Source organism: Nitratireductor alexandrii, from assembly GCF_004000215.1.
In the GTDB taxonomy this organism is placed as follows: Bacteria; Pseudomonadota; Alphaproteobacteria; order Rhizobiales; family Rhizobiaceae; genus Mangrovimarina; species Mangrovimarina alexandrii.
This window is the reverse complement of the sequence record NZ_RBVY01000007.1, coordinates 121152-143778: the sequence shown is the minus strand read 5'-3', so window position 1 is coordinate 143778 and position 22627 is coordinate 121152. Positions and strand designations below refer to the sequence as shown.

Annotated in this window: 19 protein-coding genes; 3 read left to right on the top strand and 16 right to left on the bottom strand. The window is 67.7% G+C overall.

Annotated elements, in window-relative coordinates; translation table 11 throughout:
* Nucleotides 1–26: 26 nt before the first annotated feature.
* From lpxK to EP380_RS16455, 6 genes are all read right to left on the bottom strand, one after another.
* On the bottom strand, nucleotides 27–1067 hold the full coding sequence (gene lpxK, locus EP380_RS16480) for a tetraacyldisaccharide 4'-kinase (protein WP_127599381.1): 1041 nt from the start codon (nucleotides 1065–1067) through the stop codon (nucleotides 27–29).
* A 2-nt stretch (nucleotides 1068–1069) separates the two neighbouring features.
* Nucleotides 1070–2392, bottom strand: coding sequence for a lipid IV(A) 3-deoxy-D-manno-octulosonic acid transferase (gene waaA, locus EP380_RS16475; RefSeq protein WP_106570671.1), 1323 nt, complete (start codon nucleotides 2390–2392; stop codon nucleotides 1070–1072).
* A complete protein-coding gene (locus tag EP380_RS16470) occupies nucleotides 2389–3111 on the bottom strand; it encodes a lysophospholipid acyltransferase family protein (protein WP_238719892.1) in 723 nt (240 codons plus the stop codon). The genes waaA and EP380_RS16470 overlap by 4 nt, the downstream gene beginning before the upstream one ends.
* A 79-nt stretch (nucleotides 3112–3190) precedes the next feature.
* Nucleotides 3191–3430, bottom strand: a complete 240-nt coding sequence (locus EP380_RS16465; RefSeq protein ID WP_106570938.1) for a DUF4170 domain-containing protein — start codon at nucleotides 3428–3430, stop codon at nucleotides 3191–3193.
* A gap of 145 nt (nucleotides 3431–3575) precedes the next feature.
* On the bottom strand, nucleotides 3576–4376 hold the full coding sequence (locus tag EP380_RS16460) for a 3'(2'),5'-bisphosphate nucleotidase CysQ (protein ID WP_127599380.1): 801 nt from the start codon (nucleotides 4374–4376) through the stop codon (nucleotides 3576–3578).
* On the bottom strand, nucleotides 4363–5706 hold the full coding sequence (locus tag EP380_RS16455) for a TldD/PmbA family protein (protein WP_127599379.1): 1344 nt from the start codon (nucleotides 5704–5706) through the stop codon (nucleotides 4363–4365). Before EP380_RS16455 ends, EP380_RS16460 begins: the two co-directional genes overlap by 14 nt.
* A gap of 132 nt (nucleotides 5707–5838) precedes the next feature.
* On the opposite strand from EP380_RS16455, the gene EP380_RS16450 reads away from it, so the two are divergent.
* Entirely contained in the window at nucleotides 5839–7656 is a 1818-nt protein-coding gene (locus tag EP380_RS16450) for a monovalent cation:proton antiporter-2 (CPA2) family protein (protein ID WP_106570675.1), read from the top strand.
* A gap of 102 nt (nucleotides 7657–7758) precedes the next feature.
* Complete coding sequence (locus EP380_RS16445) at nucleotides 7759–9198, top strand: MATE family efflux transporter (protein ID WP_238719891.1); 1440 nt, start codon at nucleotides 7759–7761, stop codon at nucleotides 9196–9198.
* Between the two features lie 22 nt (nucleotides 9199–9220).
* Here EP380_RS16445 and EP380_RS16440 read toward each other — a convergent pair whose 3' ends face one another.
* The 5 genes from EP380_RS16440 to EP380_RS16420 form a co-directional block, all read right to left on the bottom strand.
* Nucleotides 9221–10102: a patatin-like phospholipase family protein gene (locus EP380_RS16440; protein WP_127599378.1), complete on the bottom strand. Its 882-nt coding sequence runs from the start codon at nucleotides 10100–10102 to the stop codon at nucleotides 9221–9223.
* Between the two features lie 3 nt (nucleotides 10103–10105).
* Nucleotides 10106–11482: a M16 family metallopeptidase gene (locus EP380_RS16435; protein ID WP_238719903.1), complete on the bottom strand. Its 1377-nt coding sequence runs from the start codon at nucleotides 11480–11482 to the stop codon at nucleotides 10106–10108.
* Nucleotides 11482–12870 carry a M16 family metallopeptidase gene (locus tag EP380_RS16430; RefSeq protein WP_164749888.1) on the bottom strand — a complete coding sequence of 463 codons (1389 nt, stop codon included), beginning with the start codon at nucleotides 12868–12870 and terminating at the stop codon, nucleotides 11482–11484. Before EP380_RS16430 ends, EP380_RS16435 begins: the two co-directional genes overlap by 1 nt.
* Nucleotides 12871–12976: 106 nt before the next feature.
* A complete protein-coding gene (gene rsmD / locus EP380_RS16425; RefSeq protein WP_127599377.1) occupies nucleotides 12977–13531 on the bottom strand; it encodes a 16S rRNA (guanine(966)-N(2))-methyltransferase RsmD in 555 nt (184 codons plus the stop codon).
* The gene (locus tag EP380_RS16420) at nucleotides 13531–15393 is read right to left on the bottom strand and encodes a pseudouridine synthase (protein WP_238719890.1); all 1863 of its coding nucleotides are present in this window, start codon (nucleotides 15391–15393) and stop codon (nucleotides 13531–13533) included. Before EP380_RS16420 ends, rsmD begins: the two co-directional genes overlap by 1 nt.
* Nucleotides 15394–15604: 211 nt before the next feature.
* On the opposite strand from EP380_RS16420, the gene EP380_RS16415 reads away from it, so the two are divergent.
* On the top strand, nucleotides 15605–16054 hold the full coding sequence (locus EP380_RS16415) for a nucleoside deaminase (RefSeq protein WP_106570679.1): 450 nt from the start codon (nucleotides 15605–15607) through the stop codon (nucleotides 16052–16054).
* 145 nt (nucleotides 16055–16199) lie between these two features.
* Here the strand turns inward: EP380_RS16415 and EP380_RS16410 are convergent, their stop codons facing one another.
* From EP380_RS16410 to EP380_RS16390, 5 genes are all read right to left on the bottom strand, one after another.
* The gene (locus EP380_RS16410) at nucleotides 16200–16832 is read right to left on the bottom strand and encodes a hypothetical protein (protein ID WP_127599375.1); all 633 of its coding nucleotides are present in this window, start codon (nucleotides 16830–16832) and stop codon (nucleotides 16200–16202) included.
* 204 nt (nucleotides 16833–17036) lie between these two features.
* Nucleotides 17037–19952 (bottom strand): isoleucine--tRNA ligase, encoded by a 2916-nt coding sequence (gene ileS, locus EP380_RS16405; protein ID WP_127599374.1) that lies wholly within the window; start codon nucleotides 19950–19952, stop codon nucleotides 17037–17039.
* A 218-nt stretch (nucleotides 19953–20170) separates the two neighbouring features.
* Nucleotides 20171–20911 carry an SDR family NAD(P)-dependent oxidoreductase gene (locus EP380_RS16400; protein WP_127599373.1) on the bottom strand — a complete coding sequence of 247 codons (741 nt, stop codon included), beginning with the start codon at nucleotides 20909–20911 and terminating at the stop codon, nucleotides 20171–20173.
* Nucleotides 20908–21672, bottom strand: a complete 765-nt coding sequence (locus EP380_RS16395; protein ID WP_238719889.1) for an SDR family NAD(P)-dependent oxidoreductase — start codon at nucleotides 21670–21672, stop codon at nucleotides 20908–20910. The genes EP380_RS16400 and EP380_RS16395 overlap by 4 nt, the downstream gene beginning before the upstream one ends.
* A gap of 79 nt (nucleotides 21673–21751) precedes the next feature.
* Entirely contained in the window at nucleotides 21752–22549 is a 798-nt protein-coding gene (locus tag EP380_RS16390) for a MipA/OmpV family protein (protein WP_127599372.1), read from the bottom strand.
* Between the last annotated feature and the right edge of the window lie 78 nt (nucleotides 22550–22627).

Here is a 22627-nt window from a genome sequence, read left to right as displayed (position 1 = left end):
GGCAGCCGATGCCGGTGGTGCGCCCTTCAGCCGTGTCGCGACACGCCATGGCGCCGGGTCTCGTAGGCTTCAAGCGTTGCGGCGATGATGCGCTGCGGCGCGTCGGCCGGCTCGAAGGCGAGCCCGATCTCCAGAACCGTGGCGGTTTGCGCCAGCGCCCGCGCGGCATCCGAGCCGGTGGCAAGCCGCACCGCGTCCTTTTCGGTCGTGATCAGGTCGAGATCCTGCGCCGCCGCCTCGGCCGCGAGATCGGCGATCTCGTCCTCCGCGAACACGTGATGATCGCCGAAGCCGCGGCGAACGACAACGGTGCCGCCCACGGCCTCGACGGTCAGGAAGAATTTTTCAGGGTCGCCGATGCCGGCAAACGCCAAAAACCGCCGGCCACGCAGGGCACGGGCCTTTTTCGGCTTGACCGTCGCCGCATAGACCGGCTTGCCGGCGCGCGAGGCGCGCCGGATCACCCCGGCGGCGCCGGCGCCGTCGCCGACCGCGAGCACGGCGTCGGCGAACGCCATCTGCCGCACCACCGGCGCGCGCACCGGACCGCCGGGAATGGTGTGACCGTTGCCGAGCCCGCGCCGCGCGTCGATGACGATCAGCGCGCAATCGATATGGATGTGGGCGCTCTGGAAACCGTCATCCATGATCACAAAATCGCAGCCTTTGGCGATCAGCGCCCGCGCGCCCTCGGCCCGTTTCGGCGTCACGACGACCGGCGCGTGTCTGGCCAGAAGCAACGGCTCGTCGCCGACATGGCGCGCGGCGTCGCGCTTGGCGTCGACGACATGCGTGCGCATATTGGTTCCGCCATGGCCGCGCGACAGGATGCCGGGCTTGTAACCGGCGCGCCGGGCGGCCCGCGCCATCGCGATCGCGGTCGGCGTCTTGCCGGCGCCGCCGACGGTCAGATTGCCGACGCACAGCACCGGCGCGGCCACCTTCTCGCGCGGCGCGTGCGCCATCCGCCGGCCGGCGACGAGGCCGTAGACCCAGGACAACGGGAAAAGGGCGCGCGCGCGCCAATCCGCTTTCTCCCACCAGAAAAGGGGGGCCTCGCTCGCCACTGTCAGCGCCTCCTGGCGCTCGCATCCTCGAGCCGGGCCTTGACGATCAGCGGCTGGATATAGGGCTCGAGGGCGCGCAGGGTGGTGGAAAGCGCGCCGCGCATGTCTTCGACGGCCGCGCGCCCGGCAACGATCATCTCGCGGCGCTTGGCTTCATTGTTGAGCAGGAAATTGACGGCCCCGGCCAGCATGTCGCGATCGTGGACCAGCCGCGCGCCGCCGCGTTCGATCAGTTGCTGATAGGCGTCGCGGAAATTCTGGACGTTCTTGCCCGAAAGCACCGCCGTGTCGAGCATTGCCGGCTCGAGCGGGTTTTGCCCGCCCTGGGCCACCAGAGAACGCCCGACGAAGGCGATTTCGGTCAGGCGCAGATAAAGCCCCATCTCGCCGATCGTGTCGCCCAACAGAATGTCGGTGTCGGGCGTCACCGGCTCGCCGCGGCTGCGGCGGGCGACCTTCAGTCCCTTTTCGGCGAACAACGCCAGCAAGGCGTCGGCGCGCTCGGGGTGGCGCGGCACGATGATCGTCAGGATATCAGGATGGCGCGACTTCAAAAGCGCGTGGACGTCGGCGGCGATCGCCTCCTCGCCGTCATGGGTGGAAACCGCCGCCCAGCTCGGACGCGCGCCGATATCGGCGCTCAGTTGCGCCAGGCATGCCTGATCGACCAGCGGCGGGTCGGTATCGACCTTCAGATTGCCCGACACCGTCACCGGACGGGCGCCGAGCGCAGTGAAACGCTCGCCGTCGGTTTCCGACTGCGCCACGACATGGGCGAGATTTTCCAACAGCGCCTCGGCCAGGTGATTGCGCTTTTTCCAGGCCGCGAAAGACCGGTCCGAAAGACGGCCATTGACCAGGACCTGCGGAACCCGGCGCGCGCCCAGTTCCAGAATGGTCATCGGCCAGATCTCCGATTCGGCGATGATGGCCAGATCGGGCGACCAGTGCGACAGGAACCGGCTGACCGCCGGCTTCAGGTCGAGAGGCACATATTGATGGATGACCCGGTCGCCGAGTCGCTCCCTGACGACGCGCGCCGAGGTGACCGTCCCGGTGGTCATGACGACGCCGATACCGTACCCCACGATGCGCTCGATCAGCGGCACCACGGCGTTGGTTTCACCGACGCTGGCCGCATGCATCCACACGATCGGCCCGCGCGGGCGCGCCACGGTGGTGAAGCCGTATCGCTCGCGCCGGCGGCCGGCCTCTTCCTTGCCCCGGGTCGAGCGCCACGCCACGTAGCCGCCGATCAGCGGATAGGCCGCCGCTCCGGCCAGCCGGTAGGCCGACAGCAAGGTGCGCGCCCAGCGTTCGCTCATTGCCGCGCGCTAACCAGGCGATAGGCCTCGGCGGTGGCCGCGTTCAGCCCGGCGGTGATTTCGCGGCGCTTGCGCTCGAGCTCGGCATCGTCGGCATCCGCCGGCACATGGATCGGATCGCCGAAAACCACCGCCTTGCGCCCGAACGGCAGATTGATCGTCGTCTTGTCCCAGCTGCTTTCGATCACCTTGCGCCGGCTGGTGGCAAACGCGACCGGCACGATCGGGCGGCCGGAAATCCGCCCCAGCATGGCTATCCCCAGACCTGCCTCGCGCGGGGTTCCGTGCGGAATATCGGCGATCATGGCGACCGCCTTGCCGCCGTCGAGGGCTTTTTTCAGGCTCAGGAGTGCGCGAATACCGCCCTTTTCGAGCGTGCGCGCGCGGTCGCGTCCGCCCGAACCGCGCACGATCTCGAACCCGAACCGTTCGGCGACCCGCGCATTGAGCTCGGCGTCGCGACTGCGCGAAAACAATGCCGCCATCTCCGCGCCTTTCGGCTTCACGCAAGGGGCCAGGATGTGCTGGCCGTGCCAGAAGGCGGCGATGCCGGGCGCATGGGCGTCGAAGGCGGCGGTGGCGTCGTGCGACCCCTTGACGGCCCTGTTGGTGGCGTAGATGAAGCGCAACGCCGCGCCGATTGCCACCGCAATGCCGTCGAGCACAAAGGTGGATTCGGCGAGCGGAGCCCGCACCTTGCGCCAAAGCCTCTTGGTCATGGCCGGTCGCTTTCTCGCGCGCGGGGCCGGCGCATCGTCAAGGCGGCCCAGATGCTCATCCGTCATCGGATCCGTCCCGCTAACCGTCCGTCTCTGGATCGAGAAGACGATGCAGGTGGACAATGAAATAGCGCATATGCGCGTTGTCGACGGTGGCTTGCGCCTTGGCCCGCCAGGCCGCTTCCGCCGCCTTGTAGTTCGGATAGACCCCGACGATGTCGAGCGCCTCGAGATCGCGGAAATTGACGCCGTCGAGGGAATCGAGCTCGCCGCCGAAAACCAGGTGCAAAAGCTGCTTCTCGCCGGTGTCCTCAGCCATTTCCTTGCCCGCCATCATGTTCGAAATTCCGAATCTGCTTAAATCATTCATGCGCGGATGGAAACACACGCTTTTCCGTTTACGTAAACCGCCGGGTCCGTTTCACGCGTTCGCCGCCACATCAGCGATTCGGACGCGCATCCTCTCACGCCGCCTGCGGATCGATGGTTTTCGCCAGCGCCCGCACCAGATCGCCGCTGCCGGCCACCAGCGCGCCGTGGCGCACCTCCGGCCTGCCATAGATCGGTGCTTGCCCGAATTCGTTCAAGATAAGCCCGCCCGCCTCCCTCAAGATGAGATCGGCGGCGGCAAGGTCCCAATCGTGCGAATTGGGACTGACGAACGTGGCGTCGAGCCGGCCGCAGGCCAGGAGCGCGAGACGGTAGGCCAGCGACGGCACGTAGGCGGCACGCTTGATGCCGGAGCGGAGCGGCTCGGCCACCGCGCCCACGAGCCCTTTCGGACCGCCGACAAGCGCCGGCTCGCCGGGCTGCCTGACGGCAATACCGCGCCCGTCCAGAAACGCGCCCTGCGCCGGCGTCGCCCAAAAGGTCTCCGACGTGGCCGGACATTCGAGGACGCCTGCCAAAGGCTTGCCGTCCTCGATGACGGCGATACTGACGCACCACGTGTCGCGGCCCTCAAGAAAACCGCGTGTTCCGTCGATCGGATCGACGACGAAGGTTCGCCGCGCCGTCAGCCGTGCGGGCGAATCCTGGGTTTCTTCAGAAAGCCAGCCATAGTCCGGCCGCGCCGCGGTCAGGGATTTGCGCAGGAAGCGGTCGACCTTGAGATCGGCCTCGCTGACCGGCGAACGGCCGCCCTTGAGCCAGACCTCCGGATTCTTGCCGAAATAGCCGAGCGCGATCCGGCCCGCCTCGGCCGCCGCCTCGCGGATCAGATCGAGATCAGCCTCGTGAAGCCGGGTGGGGTCAGTCTCCCGCAAGCGTCATTCCTTCGATCAAAAGGGTCGGCGCCGCGGTGCCGAAGCTGCGGTCGATGTCGTTCGCCGGAACCATGCGCATGAACATGTCCTGGAGATTGGACGCGATCGTGACTTCCGAAACCGGCCGCGTCAGTTCGCCGTTTTCGATCAGAAACCCCGACGCACCACGACTATATTCACCCGTCACCATGTTGACGCCCTGACCGAACACCTCGGTGACGTAAAACCCGGATTGCACCGAGGCGATCAGCTCCTGCGGCGACGCCTCGCCGGGCTCGATCGCCAGATTGGTGGAGGCCGGCGTGACGGAGGAGCCCGAGCGCACGCCGCGGCCATTGGTGCGCAGGCCGAGTTCGCGCGCGACCGAGGTCGACAAGAACCAGTGCCCGAGCACGCCCTTGTCGATCATCACCAGCGCCTCGCCGGCAACCCCTTCGCCGTCGAAGGGCCGTGACGAGGGGCCGCGCACGCGACGCGGCGCGTCGGTTACCGTAATCGCGGCCGCGGCCACGGACTTGCCCATGCGGTCGCGCAAAAAACTGGTCTTGCGGGCCACCGCCGCGCCGTTGATGGCGCTCGCCAGATGCCCGGCGATGCCGCGCGCCACACGCGGATCGCATATCACGGTGATCGGCCCGCTTCCGGCCTTGCGTGCGCCGAGCCGGCGCACCGCGCGTTCGCCCGCCCTGCGTCCGATCTCCTCGGGAGCGTCGAGTTCGGAAAAATGCAGCCGCGAGGAAAAATCGTAATCGCGCTCCATCGCCGTGCCCTCGCCGGCAATCACGCTTGCCGCGCGCGAAAACCGGGTTTTGGTATAGTGTCCGAAAAATCCGTTCGAGGTCGCCAGCACCAGTCCGCCGAGACCGGCACTGGCCGAACTCCCGCCAGAATTGGTGACGCCCTCGACCGCGAGCGCGGCCTCCTCGGCCGCCAGCGCGTCGGCGCGCAGCCGCTCGCTGGTCAACTCCGTGGGATCGAACAAGTCCAGATCGGGAAAGTCGGCCGCCAGCAGGGCCGGCTCGGCCAACCCCTGAAACGGGTCTTCCGGCGAGGCATTGGCCATGGCGACGGCGCGCTCGGCGAGTGCGGGAATATCCGCGCCGTTGGTGGCCGAAACGCTCGCCACGCGCCGACCGACGAAAACCCGCAGCGCGACCGAATCGCTTTCCGACGAATCGGTCGATTCCACCTTGCCGAGCCGCACCGAGACACTGGACAAGCGGCTGCGCATGACGACGGCGTCGGCTGCATCGGCCCCGGCGCGCGTGCCCGCCTCGACCAGTGCCGTGACAAGGTCGCCAAGCTTTTCGGTATTCATGCGGTCTGACATACGTTATTTCCGGTGGAAAGCCTCGCCATGCGGGCAGGAGCGGCCGCGACGCGGACAGGTTCCATCTATTGCGCCGCAGGCTCATGTGCAATGGCGCGCATCGCCGCGCTCGAACGATTACCGGGGAGGTCCATGGCTGCCGAAGGCGCGACATATTTCTCGCAGGCGCTTCTGCTTCTCGGCGGGGCCGTGATCGCGGCGCCGCTTTTCAAGCGGATCGGCCTGGCGACGGTGCTTGGTTATCTAGCCGCCGGCGTGGCGATCGGCCCGGTCGCGACCCTGATCGCCGACGGCGAGGAATTGCTGCACGTCGCCGAGCTCGGCGTGGTGTTGTTGCTGTTCGTCATCGGGCTGGAACTCAAACCCTCGCGCCTGTGGGCGATGCGCCGCGACATTTTCGGCCTCGGACTGAGCCAGGTGATGGTCACCGGCCTTGTCCTGACCGCGGTCACGCTGGCTTTCACCGATCTGGTCTGGCAGTCCGCCATGATCGTCGGGTTCGCGCTCGCGCTGTCCTCGACCGCCTTTGCCATGCAGCTTCTGGAGGAACGCGGCGACACCAACCGCCATTACGGCCAGACGTCGTTTTCGATCCTGCTGTTTCAGGATCTGGCGATCGTGCCGCTTTTGGCACTGGTGCCCTTGTTTGCGCCCGGCGGCGGCGAGAGCGAACGCACCGGTCTCGAGCAGTTCGCGATCGCGGTCGTGGCGGTCGTCGCCCTGCTCGCCGCCGGCCGCTATCTGCTCAACCCCTTGTTTCGCATCATCGCCAATACCGGCGCCAAGGAAGCGATGATCGCGGCCGCCCTGTTCGTCGTGCTGGGCGCCGCCGCGCTGATGCAGTTTGCCGGCCTGTCGATGGCGATGGGCGCCTTCATCGCCGGGGTGATGCTGGCCGAATCGTCCTACCGCCACGAGCTGGAGGCCGATATCGAGCCGTTTCGCGGCATCCTGATCGCGCTGTTCTTCATGGCCGTCGGCCTGTCGCTGCAGCTCGACGTTATTTTGGAGAACTGGCTGACGATCGTGGTATCCGTGCCGATCCTGATGGCGATCAAGGCCGCCTGTATCTATGCGCTGTGCCGCCTGTTCGGCTCGCCGCATGCCCCCTCGGTGCGCGTCAGCCTGCTGCTGCCGCAGGGCGGCGAGTTCGGGTTCGTCATTTTCTCGGCCGCCGCCTCGGCTTCGATCTTCCCCGAGACCACCGCCTCGCTGCTGATCTCGATCGTGACGCTGTCCATGGTGCTGACGCCGATCGGCGCCGGACTGTCGCGTTGGCTCATCCCCGCCGAGGAGGCCGAAACCATGGAAGAGGATTTCGACGGCGCCGGCTCCGACGTGCTGATGATCGGCTTTTCGCGCTTCGGCCAGATCGCCGCCCAGATCCTGCTGTCGGGCGGCCGCGACGTCACCATCATCGACCATTCCGCCAACCGGGTGCGCGCGGTGGAGAAATTCGGCTTCCGCATCTATTTCGGCGACGGCTGCCGCAAGGACGTGCTGGAGGCCGCCGGCATTCGCCACACCAAGATCGTCGCAATCTGCACCAGGGAGAAGGAGACGACCGACCGCATCGTCGACCTGATCCAGATGGAATATCCGCACGCCAAGCTCTATGTGCGCTCTTACGACCGCACGCACGCGCTCGAACTGCGCGCCAAGGGTGTCGATTACGAACTGCGCGAAACCTTCGAATCCGGGCTTTTGTTCGGCCGCCGGACTCTGGAGGCCCTGGGCTTCGACGAGGAAACCGTCGCCGGGATCGGCGAGGACGTGCGGCGGCGCGACGAGGAACGCCTGGCGATCCAGGCGGTCGAGGGGCTTTACGCCGGCACCGACATGTTGAAGACCCGGCCCATGACACCCGAACCGCTGGTCAAGCCGAGCCGGGAGGCGCGGCGCATCGACAAGGACGCCGAGGCGTCCGGCAACACCGAACCCGCCCGATAAACGCCTCGTGCCCGCATTCTTTCTGGAACCCGACCGGATGACCGCATTTTCACCAGCACGCGCCCGTGCCCGGACGAGCCCCGTCGAGCGGGTGGTTGCGGCATGACCGCCGAACCGGAAACCGGCACGCCGCCGCCCGCGCAGGCCAAGTTCACCACCGGGTCGACGATGCGCCACGTCGTGGTGATGACGGCCACCGGCTCGGTCGGTCTGGTATCGATCTTCATCGTCGACGCGCTCAACCTGTTCTACATCTCGCTGCTCGGCGTCCAGGAACTCGCCGCGGCGATCGGCTTTGCAACCACGCTGATGTTCTTCACCGTTTCGGTGGGCATCGGGCTGACGATCGCGACCTCGGCGCTGGTGTCGCGCGCTCTTGGGCGCGGCTCGCGCGACGACGCCGCCGCCGCCGGTGGCGCCGCGCTCGTCTACATGGCCGCCACGCTCGGGCTGATGACGGCGATCGCCTGGCCGTTCCTGCGCGAACTCGTCGCCCTTCTCGGCGCGGAGGGCAGAACCCTCGACATGGCGACGCGCTTCCTGCAGATCGTGCTGCCGTCGGCGCCGATCGTGGGCGTCGGCATGGCATTAACCGGCGTTCTGCGCGGCACCGGCGACGCCCGCCGCGCCATGTACGTGACCTTGACCAGCGGCTTCGCCGCCGCGATCCTCGATCCGCTGCTGATCTTCGGCTTCGGTCTCGGCCTCGACGGCGCCGCCATTTCCACGGTTTTGTCGCGCATGGTGATGATCGTGGTCGGCCTGCACGGCGCCCAGATCGTGCATGGGCTTATCCGCTGGCCGGACCGCACGCGCTTCATGGCGACGGCGCGCCCGTTCTTCTCAATCGGCATTCCGGCCGTGCTCACCCAAATCGCGACGCCGGTCGGCAACGCCTATGTCACCAGCGTCATTTCCCGTTTCGGCGACGAGGCGGTGGCCGGCTGGGCCATTATCGGCCGCCTGATTCCCGTCGCTTTTGGCGCGATTTTCTCGCTTTCCGGCGCGGTCGGCCCGATTCTTGGCCAAAATTACGGTGCCCGGCGTTTCGATCGGCTCTACGACACGATGCGCAGCAGCCTTATCGTCACGGTGGTCTATGTGCTGTTTGCCTGGGCGTTGCTTGCGCTGTTAAGCGAGCAGATCGCCGCCCTGTTCAACGCCCATGGCGGCGCACGCGACCTGGTGGTGTTCTTCTGCCTGTTCGCGGCCGGCAGTTTTCTGTTCAACGGCGCCCTGTTCGTGGCCAACGCCGCCTTCAACAATCTCGGCTATCCGACCTATTCGACCGCCTTCAACTGGGGGCGCTCGACGCTCGGCGTCATCCCGTTCGTGTGGGCCGGCGCCCATTTCTACGGCGCCGAGGGCGTGATCGCCGGCTGGGGCCTGGGCGCGGTGATGTTCGGCCTGGCGGCGGTCGTCGTCTGTTTCAGGGTGGTGCGCCGGATCGCGGACGATCCACCCGCCGAACCGCCCCTGCCCGGGCCGCCGCCGGCCGGCCAGTCGCCGTTTTCCACCGGCAAGGCCGCGACCGCCGGATAGGCCGGTTCCGGAACGGCAAGGCCTATTCGGCGGGAATTTTCGCGTGTTTCGCCACCGCAACGTCGACGGCGCGCTTGAGTTCGTCCTTGATCGACACCGTGTCGGCCATCACGGCGTCGATCTTCAGGAAATCGAGCACCCGGAACCGCGAGACCGGCGGCCGCAGCAGGATCGCCGGCCGGGACGACTGCAGCTTCAGCGCGATGATCGACTGCATCATCAATTGCGTGGCGCCGAACATCAGGTCGATCGAATTGGGCATCTTGGTGGCTTCGGGCGCCGGCGCGCCGACGACGTCGATGCCGATCACGATATCGGCCAGGCCCTCGACCAGATCGAACGGCACGGGATTGTAGATGCCGCCGTCGATCAGGATGCGTCCGTCGCGCCGCACCGGCCGGAACACGGCCGGTATCGCCGCCGACGCGGCAAGCGCGGAATTGAGCTCGCCGCTGTCGAACACCGCCAGGTCGTGGCGGTAATAGTCGGTGGCGGTCACCTTGAGCGGTATCGACAACTCCTCGAACGTGTCCGGTATCGCGTCGGGCAGGAAGGATTTCAGGATGCGTTCGACATTGAATTGGCTGACGCGGACGCCCCCCGACACGAATTCGGCGAAACTGCCCGGCCGCGCGCGCCACATCCGCGTCGCGACCTCGGAGCGGCGCCCGAGAATGGAGCGCGCATAGGCGTGAATGTCGCGCCCGCTCATGCCGGCCGCCATGCCCGCGCCCATGATCGCGCCGATTGAGGAGCCGCTGATCGCGCGCGGCCGGATGCCGAGTTCGTCGAGCGCCTCGATCACGTGGATATGCGCAAGGCCGCGCGCGCCGCCGCCGCCGAAGGCGACCGCGAATGTCGGCCCGCCGCCGGTGCCGCCGCCCCGCCCCGCTTCATCCCGCACCGCTCAGTCCTCCTTGTTGGCACCGGTCGCCGGTCCGACGATCATCACCGCCGGTTCGGCCGAGAGCAAGCGTTTGGCCGCTTTTTTTACCGCGTCCAGGCTGACGGCGTCGATCAGCGCCTCGCGCCGTTCGATATAGTCGATGCCGAGATCCTCCACCTGCAAATCGACCAGCGTGCGCGCGATCGCCATCGAGGTGTCGAGATTGCCGATCGCGTAGGCGCCTTTGACATAGGCCTTGGCGTCCGCCAGTTCCTGCGCGGTCGGCCCGTTCTCGGCCATGTCCGCGACCACGTCTCGGATGACGGCCAGCGTCTCGGCCGCGCGGTCGGCGCGGGTCGACGTCCCGATCATCAACGCGGAGGAATAGTCGCGGTTCACGATTCCCGAGCCGATACCGTAGGCCAGGCCGCGCTTTTCGCGCACTTCGGTGAACAATCTCGAGGAAAACGTGCCCCCGCCCAGAACGTGGTTCATCAGATAGGCGGCGAAGAATTCAGGATCGTCGCGCGCCATGCCGGGATAGGCCAGACGCAACGAGGCCTGCGGCACGTCGAAATCGAGCGCGATGCGCTGATCAAGCTTCGGCTCGACCTGGTTGACGGGCGCAAGCCGCGGCGCGGCCGGCAGCGTGCCGAACACGCGGTCGAGTTCGCCCTTGAGCGTTTCGGCATCGATCGCTCCGACCACGCCGACGACCAGATTGCCGCGCGCGAATAGGCGGGAGTGAAACGCCGCCAGATCGTCGGCCGTCAATCCGGCCAGGGTTTCGGCCGTGCCCTCGCTGCGGCGCGCATAGGGATGTTCGCCGTAGATCGCGCTGGTCCAGGCGATATCCGCGCGGGTTGCCGGGTCGCGCTCGCGCGCCTTGAGCCGCGCGATCAATTGGGCGCGGATGCGCGCCAGCGGCTCCGCGTCGAAGCGTGGTTTGTTGACGGCGAGCGCCAACAGTTCGAAGGCCGCGGCCCGTTCCTCGGCGAGCATGCGCATCGACCCGTAAAACGCGTCGGCGCCCGAGCTGAACGACATTTCCGCGCCGCTGGCGTCGAGACGCTCCTGAAACGCCTTGCGCTCGAGATCGCCGGCGCCTTCGTCGAACAGGCCGCCCATGAGCTTCGCCAGGCCTTCCTTGCCGGCCGGCTCCTGGGTGCTGCCGCCCTCGAAGGCGAAACGGATCGAGATCAGCGGCACCGAATAGTCTTCCACCAGCCAGGCGGTGATGCCCTTGTCGCTGACCACTTTCTGGATTTCGACCGCCGCCCGGGCCGGCGCGATCGCGATCAAGGCGCTCGCCAGGACGGCGACGCAGGCGGCAAGGATGACGGCCGGGCGCAACGGTGCCGCGGCAAGGATCGGTTTCTGCATCGGACGGAAAAGCATCACGGGCGGGCCTCCTCGAGCGGCAACAGATAACCGGCCACCGACCGGTCGAGCACCAGATAGCGTCGCGCGACGTCCCGGAGCTGTTCAGCGGTGACGGCCTCGATGCGCTCAGGCCATTTTTCGATGTCTTCGATCGTGCCGCCCGTCGTCAGGGTCGCGCCGTAAATATGCGCCATGCCGCGCTGGCTGTCGCGCGCGAAGATCAGCGAGCGGACATAACGCTTCTTGGCGGCGGCAAGCTCGTCTTCGCTCACCCCGTCCGTGACGATCCGGTCGATTTCGGCGTCCAGCGCCTCCTCGACCTCAGCGATCGTCGCGCCGCCGCGCGGCCGGCCGTAAATCTCGAAGCTGGTATCGTCGAGGGCGTCGGACTGGTAATATGCGCCCACCGACGAGGCGATGCCTTGTTCGACCACCAGCGCCTCATAGGCGCGGCTGCGTACGCCGCCGCCGAGAATTTCCGACAGAAGGTCGAGCGCCTCGGCCTCCCCGGAGGCGCCGGTCGCGTAGGACGGCACCACCCAGGCCTTGCGGAAGGAGGGCTGCGACACGCGCGCATCGTTCAGCGTCACCGTACGCCGGGTATTCTGCTCCGGCTCGCGCGGCCGCAGCCGCGGCGGCAGCGCCGGACCGCGCGCCACCTTGCCGTAAGTCCGTTCGGCAAGCGTGCGCACCCGCTCGGCCGAGACGTCGCCGGCCACCACCAGCACCGCATTGTTGGGCGCGTAATAACGCTCGTAAAAAGCGATCGCGTCGGTCCGGTTGAGGGCCTCGATCTCGTGCATCCAGCCGATCACCGGCACGCCGTAGGGATGGTTCTGGTAGAGCGTGGCGTTGACCTCCTCGCCCAGCAGGCCGCCCGGTTCGTTTTCCACCCGCGAGCCGCGCTCTTCCAGAATGACGTCGCGCTCCGGCCCGATCACCGCCTCGGTCAGGACGAGATTGCGCATGCGGTCGGCCTCGTAGGCCATCATCGTCTCAAGCGCCTCGGGCGTCACCTGCTGGAAATAGGCGGTATAATCATACGAGGTGAAGGCGTTTTCCTGGCCGCCGATCTCCGCGACACGGCGCGAAAACTCGCCCGGTGCGTGGTTGGTGGTGCCCTTGAACATCAGATGCTCGAAGAAATGGGCGATGCCGGACTTGCCCGGCGCCTCGTCGGCGCTGCCGACCTTGTACCACAACATATGGGTGACGATCGGCGCGCGGCGGTCGGGTATGACGACGATTTCGAGCCCGTTGTCGAGCACGAAGCGGCTGACCGCCGATTGCCCGTCCGGTTTGGGAGCCGGCGCCGGCGGTGCGGCGCTGGCGGCGGAAAGCATGACCGCACCCGACATGACGGCGGCGGCCGCCAGTCGAAAACGGTATCGGGCCTGTGGCATGATGAATCACCTCGATCGTGGATCTGTCCCGCGCAGCCTAGCGCAACGCGGCCGTTGCCTGAACGGCGCGCCGATGAACTCTTCGGCACCGCCTTGCGCGGAGGGCTCAGGTCGCTTGCATGAAGCGAAGGATCGTGTCGCCAAAATGGCGCTCTTCGACAATCTGCGTGCCGGCAGGCGATGCGAAGGCGGCCGACGCGGCCTCTTCCAGCACGATCAGCGCATCGGGCTTGAGCCAGCCGCCAGCCAGCGCGGCCGCGATCGCGCGCTCGCCCAGCCCCTTGCCGTAGGGCGGATCGACAAAGACCAGGTCGAAGGGCATGATCGTGCCCGCCTCGCCCAGGCGCGCGGCGTCGCGGCGGAAAATCTTGGTGCGTCCCTGCAGGCCGAAACTTTCGACATTGGCGCGGATCAGGGCGCGCGCCGGGGCCGCCTCCTCCACGAACAGGCAGAACTCCGCCCCCCGCGACAGCGCCTCCAGGCCGAGCGCGCCGGTACCGGCGAAAAGATCGAGCACGCGCGCGCCCTCGGGCCGGCCGGAAAAACGGTGTGCGAGAATGTTGAACAACGCCTCGCGGGCGCGGTCGCTCGTCGGCCGGATGGCGTCCGAGCGCGGCGCGCTCAGCGGCCGGCCGCGCAGTGCACCGCCCACAATCCGCATCAGCGTGCCTTCGGCTTCACCCGCGGACCGCTCTTGCGCGGACCGCCGCCGGGTTTGCCGGCAAAACCGCCGGGCTTGCCGCCCTTGCCGGCCGCGTCAGCCGGTTTTGCGCCGGGCCTGCCTGTCGGCTTGCCCCCTGCGCCGGCCCGACCCGGCGGACGGGGCTTGCCGCTATTGCCCTTGCCGGTGAAATCCTTGCGCGGGCCGGCCGGCTTGCCGTCATGGCGGACGCCTTCGGCCTTACCCCGCTCTTCGCCCTTGTCGCGCTCGGGCCGCGCGTAAGGCTTGCGCGGGCCGTCGCCGCGTCCCTCGGTCCTGTCGCGCTCAGGCCGCGCATAAGGTTTGCGCGGGGCCTCGCCGCGTCCCTCGCCCTTGTCGCGCTCGGACCGCGCATAAGGCTTGCGCGGGCCGTCGCCGCGTCCCTCGGTCCTGTCGCGGTCGGGCCGCGCGTAAGGCTTGCGCGGGCCGTCGCCGCGTCCCTCGGTCCTGTCGCGCTCGGGCCGCGCATAAGGCTTGCGCGGGCCGTCGCCGCGTCCCTCGGTCCTGTCGCGCTCGGGCCGCGCATAAGGCTTGCGCGGGCCGTCGCCGCGTCCCTCGGCCCTGTCCCGATCGGGCCGCGCATAAGGTTTGCGCGGGGCCTCGCCGCGCGTGCCCTTCCGCTGCCGCTCCGCTTCGGCCGGCTCGTCCGCCTTCGCCTTGCCCGGCGGTCTGGCTCCGGGCGCCATCCACACATTGGCCGAGCGGGCGCGACGCGGTTCGGCCGTTTTCTTGGCCCCGAAATCCTTCCGTTGCGGCTTGGTGTCGAGCCGCGACAGCGCGCCCTCCCGGCGATCGTCGCGCGACCGGCGCTTCGACTTGATCAGCCCGCCCTCGCCTGCCTCCAGCGGCTCGCGGCGCCGGCGCTCGCCCGGCCCGGCCGGTTCGCGCGCCGGCCGGGCCGGCGACGCGACGACGGGACTGTTGGAAAAAGCCGTGACGACCGGCGCGTCGAAATTGGCGCCGGCCTCCTCGATCAGCCGTTCGCCGAGCTGGTCGCGCAGGGTCTTGCCCTTGACCTCCAGCACGGCGCCTTCGGCGAGGTCGGCCAGTTGGAAGGGACCGAAGGAAATGCGAATGAGCCGCGTCACCTCCAGGCCGAGCGACCCGAGCACGTTCTTGACCTCGCGATTCTTGCCCTCGCGCAGGCCGATGCTCAGCCAGGCATTGCTGCCCTGCTGGCGTTCCAGCGTCGCCTCGATGGAGCCGTAGAAAACCCCGTCAACGGCGATGCCGTCGGCAAGCGCCTTCAGACGCGCCTCGTCGACGGCGCCATGCGCGCGCACACGGTAGCGCCGCAACCAGCCCGTCGACGGCAGTTCCAACGTCCGCGCCAAGCCGCCATCATTGGTCAGAAGCAAAAGCCCCTCGGTGTTGATGTCGAGCCGGCCGACCGTGATCAGGCGCGGCAGGTCCTTGGGCAGGGCATCGAAAATCGTCGTGCGGCCTTCCGGGTCGCGATTCGTGGTGACCAGACCGGCCGGCTTGTGAAACAGAAAAAGCCGCGTGCGCTCCACCGCCGGGATTGGCTTGCCGTCGAGTTCGATCCGGTCGGCCGGCCCGACATTGATCGCGGGACTGTCGAGCACCCGGCCATTGACGGCCACGCGCCCGGCCGCGATCAGCGTTTCCGCCTCGCGACGCGACGCGATGCCGGCCCGCGCCAGACGTTTGGCAATCCGCTCGCCGGTCTCGCGCTCTGCGTCCGGCGCCCCGCGGCCGCCCATTTTCGCGCGCTTGGCAAAGCCTGGCTTGGAGCCCGCGCCGCCGCCCGGCTTGCGATCCTGGTCGCGCCGGCCGCGACCCGCCTTGTCATCCTTCGACATCGTCTCGTCTTGCTTTCTCGTTGCGTGCCCGCGACCGGTAACGGGCATGGCGCCGTCTCGTCCAAACGCGATCACGCCCTGTCATCGCCGGGTCGTGCCTGATCTGCGGGATGGCCGCCCGTGCCTCCATTGGCTCTGGTCTCAGCCGTCCCGCGCGGCTAACTATCAGCAAGCCCGAAGGCATGCGAGAGAATTATCCAATGGAGACGCCGTGAAACGTCCCGATTTCATGGGCGAGGCGCTGGCCGAGGCGCGCGCCGCCGCCGCGCGCGCCGAAGTGCCGGTCGGCGCCGTCATCGTCGCCGACGGAAAGATCGTCGCGCGGGCCGGAAACCGCACCCGCGAACTGAACGACCCGACCGCGCATGCCGAGATACTCGCGATCCGTCAGGCCTGCCGCGCCGCCGGCTCGCAGCGCCTCGACGGGGCCGATCTCTACGTAACCCTGGAACCCTGCGCCATGTGCGCGGCGGCGATCTCCTTCGCCCGCATCCGCCGGCTTTATTTCGCCGCCGCCGACGTCAAGGGCGGCGCGGTCGACCATGGCGGCCGATTCTTCGCCTCGGCCACCTGCCACCACGCGCCGGAAATCTATTCAGGCTTCGCAGAACGCGAAGCCGCCGCGCTGTTGAAGGATTTTTTTCGCGACCGTCGCGATTAGCGCCGTTCTGCCTTTCACGGTTCCGCAGACCGGCTCTGACTTATTGACCTAACGCGCTTCCGAACGGCGAGCGGGTTTCCACTTGGCCTGGAAACGCGGTCGCGGGTCACGATCATGTGAGCCCCGGCGCGTCAGGCACGCGCGCTCACCAGGGCACGAGATCGCGCAGGCTCCAGCTTCCCTTGGTGCTGCCCTGCTCGCGGCGCTTCTTCTTGCGCCATTCGTCCTCGCCGACATCCCCGGCGGGAGCCGAGGCGGCCGGCGCGCGGTAATCGAGCGGCGGTTCGGACAGATATTTGCGGTTGGTGGGGCTGCCCTGATTGTTCTCCGCCAGCCGGCGGTTGAATTCCTTGCGACCGCTTCCCGTGTTTTCGAGGATCGAATTGCCGTTGATGTCGACCGGATCGCCTTTCGTATGTCTTAAAGGCATACGCTGCCTTCTGGTCGCGGCACCGTCGACCACTTCCGGTTCGAAATTATAGGCTTCGCTGCCGATCGAGGCTTCGGCGCGAATGCGCTCGCGGCGCTGCTCGGGCGATTCCGGCCAGGCCGGGTTCGACGCGGTCACGACATCGTCCTGCGGCGCCGGCAGGCTCGCGGTCGAGGCCGGTTTGACCAGTTCGGGACGCGGCTTGTATTGGATCGTCTTCTTGTCCTTCGGCCCCAGCGACAGAACGCCGGTCAGATCCTCCAGCAATTGCTGGTCGGCGGGCTTGTCGGTGCCGTAGGTCGGTGCGCCCATGCAGGCCGTCAGCGAAACGGCCGCCGCGGCAAGCATCAGCACTTTCGCCCCGGCGGGACCGCCTGTGCGTAAAACGCCAGTTGTTTTCACTTCAAACCGCCTCTTGGTCTTGCAAATCTGCCCGTCCGCACCGTCTTGAGCCGAAAATCCGGCAACAAATTGACGGGACATCGGCCCGCCTTTTACCTGAAGCCCGAAACAAGAGCAACGCGCCCGCCCCCGGCAGGCGCGTCTGCCCGATCACAATCGTCCCGCCGCCTGTAACTCGCGCAGCGCCGCGGCGTCGCGCGCCGACACGTCGGGAAAGTCCGGATCGGAGCCGACATCGTCGGTGAACCGCCAGGAGCGCGCGCATTTTGTGCCCGCCGCGCGGGCAAAGACGACGCCGACGCCATCGACCTCGGCAAGGGCGAACGCGCCGTCGGGTGCCGCACCGGCCACCAGTTCGGCACCGCTGGTGATCGCGATCTCGGCGAGATCCACGCCGTCGAGCGCGGCCAGAAGCTCGGCGTCGGCGACGTGGACGACCGGGGCCGCCTCCAGCGACGAGCCGATCGTCTTGCGGGCCCGCTCCAGTTCCAGCGCCCCGGTGACGACCCGACGCACCTGCCTGATCTTGCGCCATTTGGCCGCGAGCGCCTCGTCGCGCCAGTCGGCGGGGATCTCGGAAAACTGTTCCAGATGCACTGAAACCGCATTCGTGTAGCGCGCGAGCCAGGCTTCCTCCATGGTGAAGGGCAGCATCGGCGCCAGCCATTTCACCACCGCGTCGAACAGCCGGCGCACGACCACGATCGCCGCCTTTCGCCGGACGCTCGACGGCGCGTCGCAGTAGAGCGCGTCCTTGCGGATGTCGAAATAGAACGCCGACAGGTCGACGACCATGAAATCGACCAGCGCGCGGGCGATGCGCTTGAAGTCGAAATTGTCGTAGCCGGTGCGCACCAGCCCGTCGAGCTCGGCCAGCCGGTGCAGCATCAGCCGCTCCAGTTCCGGCATGTCGGCGAGCGCCACCTCCGCGCCGTCGTCATGCGCGAGCGTGCCGAGCATCCAGCGGATCGTGTTGCGCAGCTTGCGATAGGCGTCGACATTGGTCTGGATGACGTTCTTGCCGAGGCGCTGGTCCTCCCAATAGTCGGTGGTCGACACCCACAACCGCAGGATGTCGGCGCCCGACTTGGCCATTACGTCCTGCGGAAAGACCTGGTTGCCGAGCGATTTCGACATCTTGCGCCCGTCCTCGGCCATGGTGAAGCCATGGGTGATGACGGTGTCGTAGGGCGCCCGGCCGCGCGTGCCGCAGCTTTCCAGCAGCGAGGAATGGAACCAGCCGCGATGCTGGTCGGAGCCTTCCAGATAGACGTCGGCCGGCCATTTCAGATCGGGCCGGTCCTCCAGCGTGAACGTATGGGTGGAGCCGGAATCGAACCACACGTCGAGGATGTCGGTAACCTGGTTCCACTTTGCCGGATCGTGTTCGTTGCCGAGAAAGCGTTCCTTGGCGCCCTCGGCGAACCAGGCGTCGGCGCCCTCGTTTTCGAACGCCTTGAGGATGCGGGCATTGACGGCCTCGTCCTTCAGCACGGTGCCGTTTTCGTCGGCGAAGACGCAGATCGGCACGCCCCAGGCGCGCTGGCGCGACAACACCCAGTCGGGGCGCTCCTCGATCATCGAGCGCAGCCGGGTCTGGCCGGCGGCCGGCACGAAACGGGTGGCGTCGATGGCGTTCAGCGCCCGCGAGCGCAGCGTGGTGGCATCGCCGAGATCCTTGTCCATATGGACGAACCATTGCGGCGTGTTGCGGAAGATCACCGGTTTCTTCGAGCGCCAGGAATGCGGGTAGGAATGTTTCAGCCGCCCGCGCGCGAACAGCATGTCCTTTTCGATCAGCGCTTCGATGACGGCCTTGTTGGCGTCGCCCTTCTTGCCGTTATCGTCGATGACGCGCGCCGCCCCGCCCTCGCGGTCCGGACCGAGGCCCGGCGCGTCCCTGGTGAAGAAACCGGCATCGTCGACGGTGAACGGGATCGCGGTGTCGATGCCGCGCGCGCGCAGATCCTTGCCCGCGTCCATCCAGGCGTCGAAATCCTCGCGGCCATGACCGGGCGCGGTATGCACGAATCCCGTGCCGGCGTCGTCGGTGACGTGCTCGCCGGCGATCAGCGGGACGAAAAAGTCATAGCCGCCGCCGAGACCCTTCAACGGGTGGGCGCAGGTGATGGCGCCCAGTTCTTCAGGGGAGACATCGCGCAGGCGCTTATAGTCCAGCTTCGCCTTGGTGAAGGATTCTTCGGCCAGCGCGTCGGCGAAGATCAGCTTTTCGCCGGCCCGCGGCCCGAAATCGTTCTCGGCGGCGGTGACCTCGTAGAGACCGTAGGCGATGCGCGGCGAAAACGACACGGCACGGTTGCCGGGGATCGTCCAGGGCGTGGTCGTCCAGATGACGACAAAGGCGCCAAGCAGCTCATCGGCGCCTTCTGCCACCGGAAACTTCACCCAAACCGTGTCGGATTCGTAGTCGTGATATTCGACTTCGGCCTCGGCCAGCGCGGTGCGTTCGACCACCGACCACATCACCGGCTTGGAGCCGCGATAGAGCTGGTCCGACATGGCGAATTTCAGCAATTCGCCGGCGATCCGCGCCTCGGCGTGGAAATTCATCGTCGTGTAGGGCCGTTCGAAATCGCCCTCGATGCCGAGCCGCTTGAACTCCTCGGTCTGCACCTCGATCCAGTGCTGGGCGAAGTCGCGGCACTCCCGGCGGAACTCGTTGACCGGCACCTCGTCCTTGTTCTTGCCCTTGGCGCGGTACTGCTCCTCGATCTTCCATTCGATCGGCAGGCCGTGGCAGTCCCAGCCGGGAACGTAGTTGGAATCGTAGCCGCGCATCTGGAAGGAGCGGGTGATCATGTCCTTGAGGATCTTGTTGAGCGCGTGGCCGATATGGATGTTGCCGTTGGCATAGGGCGGCCCGTCATGCAGCACGAAGCGCGGCCTGCCGGCCGCCGCCTCGCGCAGCGTCTTGTAAAGCCGCATCTCCTGCCAGCGCGCCACGAGTTCTGGCTCCTTCTGCGGCAGGCCGGCGCGCATGGGAAAATCGGTCTTCGGCAGATAAAGGGTCTTGGAATAGTCGAGCTTGTCGGACGTGTCGGTCATGGTCTCGCCGTGTCGGTGGCCGCGGGGCTGTGGCGCCCGGGCCGGGCTGAAAAGAACGAAGGGGATGCGCGAGGCGCAGAACTACCCGGACCTTCCGGCAGCCTCAGGCCGCCCGCAGGGCCGGGCCCGTAATTCGTATCGCAATCCGGCGAAGGCGAGCGCTTTTCCACATGATGGCGTTCTTTAGCCGAGCCGGCGGCGAGAATAAAGAGCGCAATTCACCACACCGCGCGCCCGAGCCGCTCGAACACCAGACGCCGCATCCAGCGTGTGACGGCCTGCGGTCGCAGGCGCCCGGCGAGCGCGACCAGCCGCGCCCTGCGTCCGGGAACCACCAGGCGCCGGCCGCTGATCGCCGCGTCGAGGATGACCCGCGCCGCCATGGCCGGTTCCAGGCGCATGGTTTCGTCCGCGCCGTCGGGCGCGTGCCGGGCCGCATGCTCGGTCTTGAGCGGCCCCGGGCAGGCGAGCGTGACCGAAACGCCCCTGCGGGCGAAGGGTTTTCGGACGCTTCTGGCATAGACGGCGAGCGCGTCCTTGGAGGCGGCGTAGGCGGCCGCGCCGGGATAACCGGTGAAATGCGACAGCGACGACACGAAGCACAGCCCGCCGCGCACCGCGCCGGCCTTCATCAACGCGGCAGCCATCACCATCGGCGTTTCGGCGTTCACGGTCAAAAGCCGGCGATAGGCCGCAGCCGGAATCTCCTCGAACCGGCCGGTGGCGCTGACGCCCGCATTGAAGAACGCGAGATCGAACGGGCCGGCCTCTATCAGGCCCGGCAGCATCCGGTCGACGGCGTCGCGATCGGCAAGGTCGCACACAAGATCGGTCACGCCGGCCCGGCCCGCGCCCGCCACGCGGTCGACCGCAACCACCGCATAGCCGCGTTCGACCAGCAGCGCGGCCAAGGCGCGACCGAGCCCGTGCGTTGCTCCCGTGACCAGGGCGCGTTTCATCGCGGCTTCGGCGCCCGTCGCCAGGCAAAGCGAGCAAACGACACCGTCGTTGCCGGCCGGGCCGAACCGGCTGCACGCTCGATCAGCATCGCCATCGTCTCCGGGGAGGCGAACAGGCGCGCAAACCGGCCGGGATCGTGGCCGGCCTTGGCGTGCATCGCGGTCGCCGTCGGGCCGGGATGGACGATTTTGACCGCGACCCGACCGCGCCATTCCTCGGCGAGCGCGCGCGCCAATCCGTGCAGGCCGGCCTTCGAGGCGGCATAGCCGGCGAAATCCGCCGCGCCGCGCCGTGCCGTCGAACCGACGAGCACCAGCCGTCCCCGGCCGAAGGCAAGACGCGGGTAGAGCGCACGGCTGATCAGCACGGCCGCGACCAGATTGGCATCGAGCGTGGCGCGCAGGCGCGCGGCCGGCTCGTCTGCCGGATCGCCGACGAAGCCGATGCCGGCATTGAGCACCGCCAGGTCGAGCCCGTCCCAGCCGAGCCGGGCAAGCGCGGCCTCGATCTCGGCCACCGCCGCCTCGGGAGCGGACTGGTCCGCCCGCGCATAGGCGGCATCGGCCGGCAACACCGACCGCACCGCCTCATCGGGGCTCCGCCCGGTCAAAAGCAGCCGCCCGCGCTGCGAAAGCCGGTTGGCGAGCGCAAGCCCGATGCCCGACGTGGCGCCGGTGATCAGCACGCGATCGGCCATGCCGGGCGGGCGCAGCCCCGGTTCGGCTTGGGCTTGGTGCGTGGCCGGCGCGCGTCGTGTCATGGCCGCGTGTCTTAGTCGGTTTCGCGGACGGGTGAAATCACGCTGCCGTGACGGAGGGCCCCGGCACGGCGGCCGAGGCCTACATGGAAAAGTCGAAACGATAGGTGGCCGAGGCGCCGACCAACACCTGATCGGCCGAGCCGGTCTGGCGCACGATGCTGGAATCGGCGGCCGGGCCGAGCAGGCGCGTATATTCGGCAAACACGCTGGTGGTTATCTTCTCGGTCGTCTTCCAGGTGACCGCGCCGCCAACGCCAGCCGATTTGAGGCCGCCGTCCGGATCGTAGACGGCCAGCCCGGTTGCCGCGGATTCGACCGCGTTGACGCCGTAATAGGCGTCGAAATAACCGCCGGTGGCAAAGGAAAGCCGCGGGCCGCCCGACAGCCGCACGGCCGGCGTGATATCCACGAAGGCGTCGGCGGCAAGATCGGCGACCACGCCGCTATGGGAGCGGATGCCGTGGCGCACCTCGCCGCGAATGCGCAGCCAATCGAGCGGGTAGGCTTCCGCGAACAGGCCGGCCTCGCCGCCCCAGCGCACGTCGCTGAGCCCGACAAGCGGCGCATAGTCGGCGGAATCGCGGCCGAACAGGATTTTGCCGGTCGCGCCGGCGCGGAAATCGCCGGTATCGATGAACGCCAGCGAAATATTGTCGTTGCGCGAGGAAAAGCGGGTTTCACTGCCGGCCCGGCCGAGCGAGATCAGCGGCGAGGCCGAAAACAGATAATCCTTGGCGCCTTCGAAATCCGGAGCGGTGAACAGCGCCACGCCGACGGTCAAATGCCAGTCGCCCGACCACCAGGCCTCCGCCTTCGCCTCGGAGGCTGCGAGCACCAGTCCCGCGGCCAGCATCGTGCCAAAAATCCTGTATGTCATAACGGTATTTGCCCCATTTCGCCGTTCGGCCGCACTATCTCAATCCCAATAGGCTGAAACATCTCTTAATCGCCACTC

Bases quoted from the DNA above. Each gene is read 5' to 3' on its own strand.
- EP380_RS16430 (WP_164749888.1), bottom strand. From the start codon at position 12,870: ATGCCACAGGCCCGATACCGTTTTCGACTGGCGGCCGCCGCCGTCATG.
- EP380_RS16410 (WP_127599375.1), bottom strand. From the start codon at position 16,832: ATGCTTGCCGCGGCGGCCGTTTCGCTGACGGCCTGCATGGGCGCACCG.
- EP380_RS16395 (WP_238719889.1), bottom strand. From the start codon at position 21,672: ATGACACGACGCGCGCCGGCCACGCACCAAGCCCAAGCCGAACCGGGG.
- rsmD (WP_127599377.1), bottom strand. From the start codon at position 13,531: ATGCGGATTGTGGGCGGTGCACTGCGCGGCCGGCCGCTGAGCGCGCCG.
- EP380_RS16390 (WP_127599372.1), bottom strand. From the start codon at position 22,549: ATGACATACAGGATTTTTGGCACGATGCTGGCCGCGGGACTGGTGCTC.
- waaA (WP_106570671.1), bottom strand. From the start codon at position 2,392: ATGAGCGAACGCTGGGCGCGCACCTTGCTGTCGGCCTACCGGCTGGCC.
- EP380_RS16435 (WP_238719903.1), bottom strand. From the start codon at position 11,482: ATGCTTTTCCGTCCGATGCAGAAACCGATCCTTGCCGCGGCACCGTTG.
- EP380_RS16445 (WP_238719891.1), top strand. From the start codon at position 7,759: ATGACCGCCGAACCGGAAACCGGCACGCCGCCGCCCGCGCAGGCCAAG.
- ileS (WP_127599374.1), bottom strand. From the start codon at position 19,952: ATGACCGACACGTCCGACAAGCTCGACTATTCCAAGACCCTTTATCTG.
- EP380_RS16450 (WP_106570675.1), top strand. From the start codon at position 5,839: ATGGCTGCCGAAGGCGCGACATATTTCTCGCAGGCGCTTCTGCTTCTC.
- EP380_RS16470 (WP_238719892.1), bottom strand. From the start codon at position 3,111: ATGACCAAGAGGCTTTGGCGCAAGGTGCGGGCTCCGCTCGCCGAATCC.
- EP380_RS16455 (WP_127599379.1), bottom strand. From the start codon at position 5,706: ATGTCAGACCGCATGAATACCGAAAAGCTTGGCGACCTTGTCACGGCA.
- EP380_RS16420 (WP_238719890.1), bottom strand. From the start codon at position 15,393: ATGTCGAAGGATGACAAGGCGGGTCGCGGCCGGCGCGACCAGGATCGC.
- EP380_RS16465 (WP_106570938.1), bottom strand. From the start codon at position 3,430: ATGGCTGAGGACACCGGCGAGAAGCAGCTTTTGCACCTGGTTTTCGGC.
- EP380_RS16400 (WP_127599373.1), bottom strand. From the start codon at position 20,911: ATGAAACGCGCCCTGGTCACGGGAGCAACGCACGGGCTCGGTCGCGCC.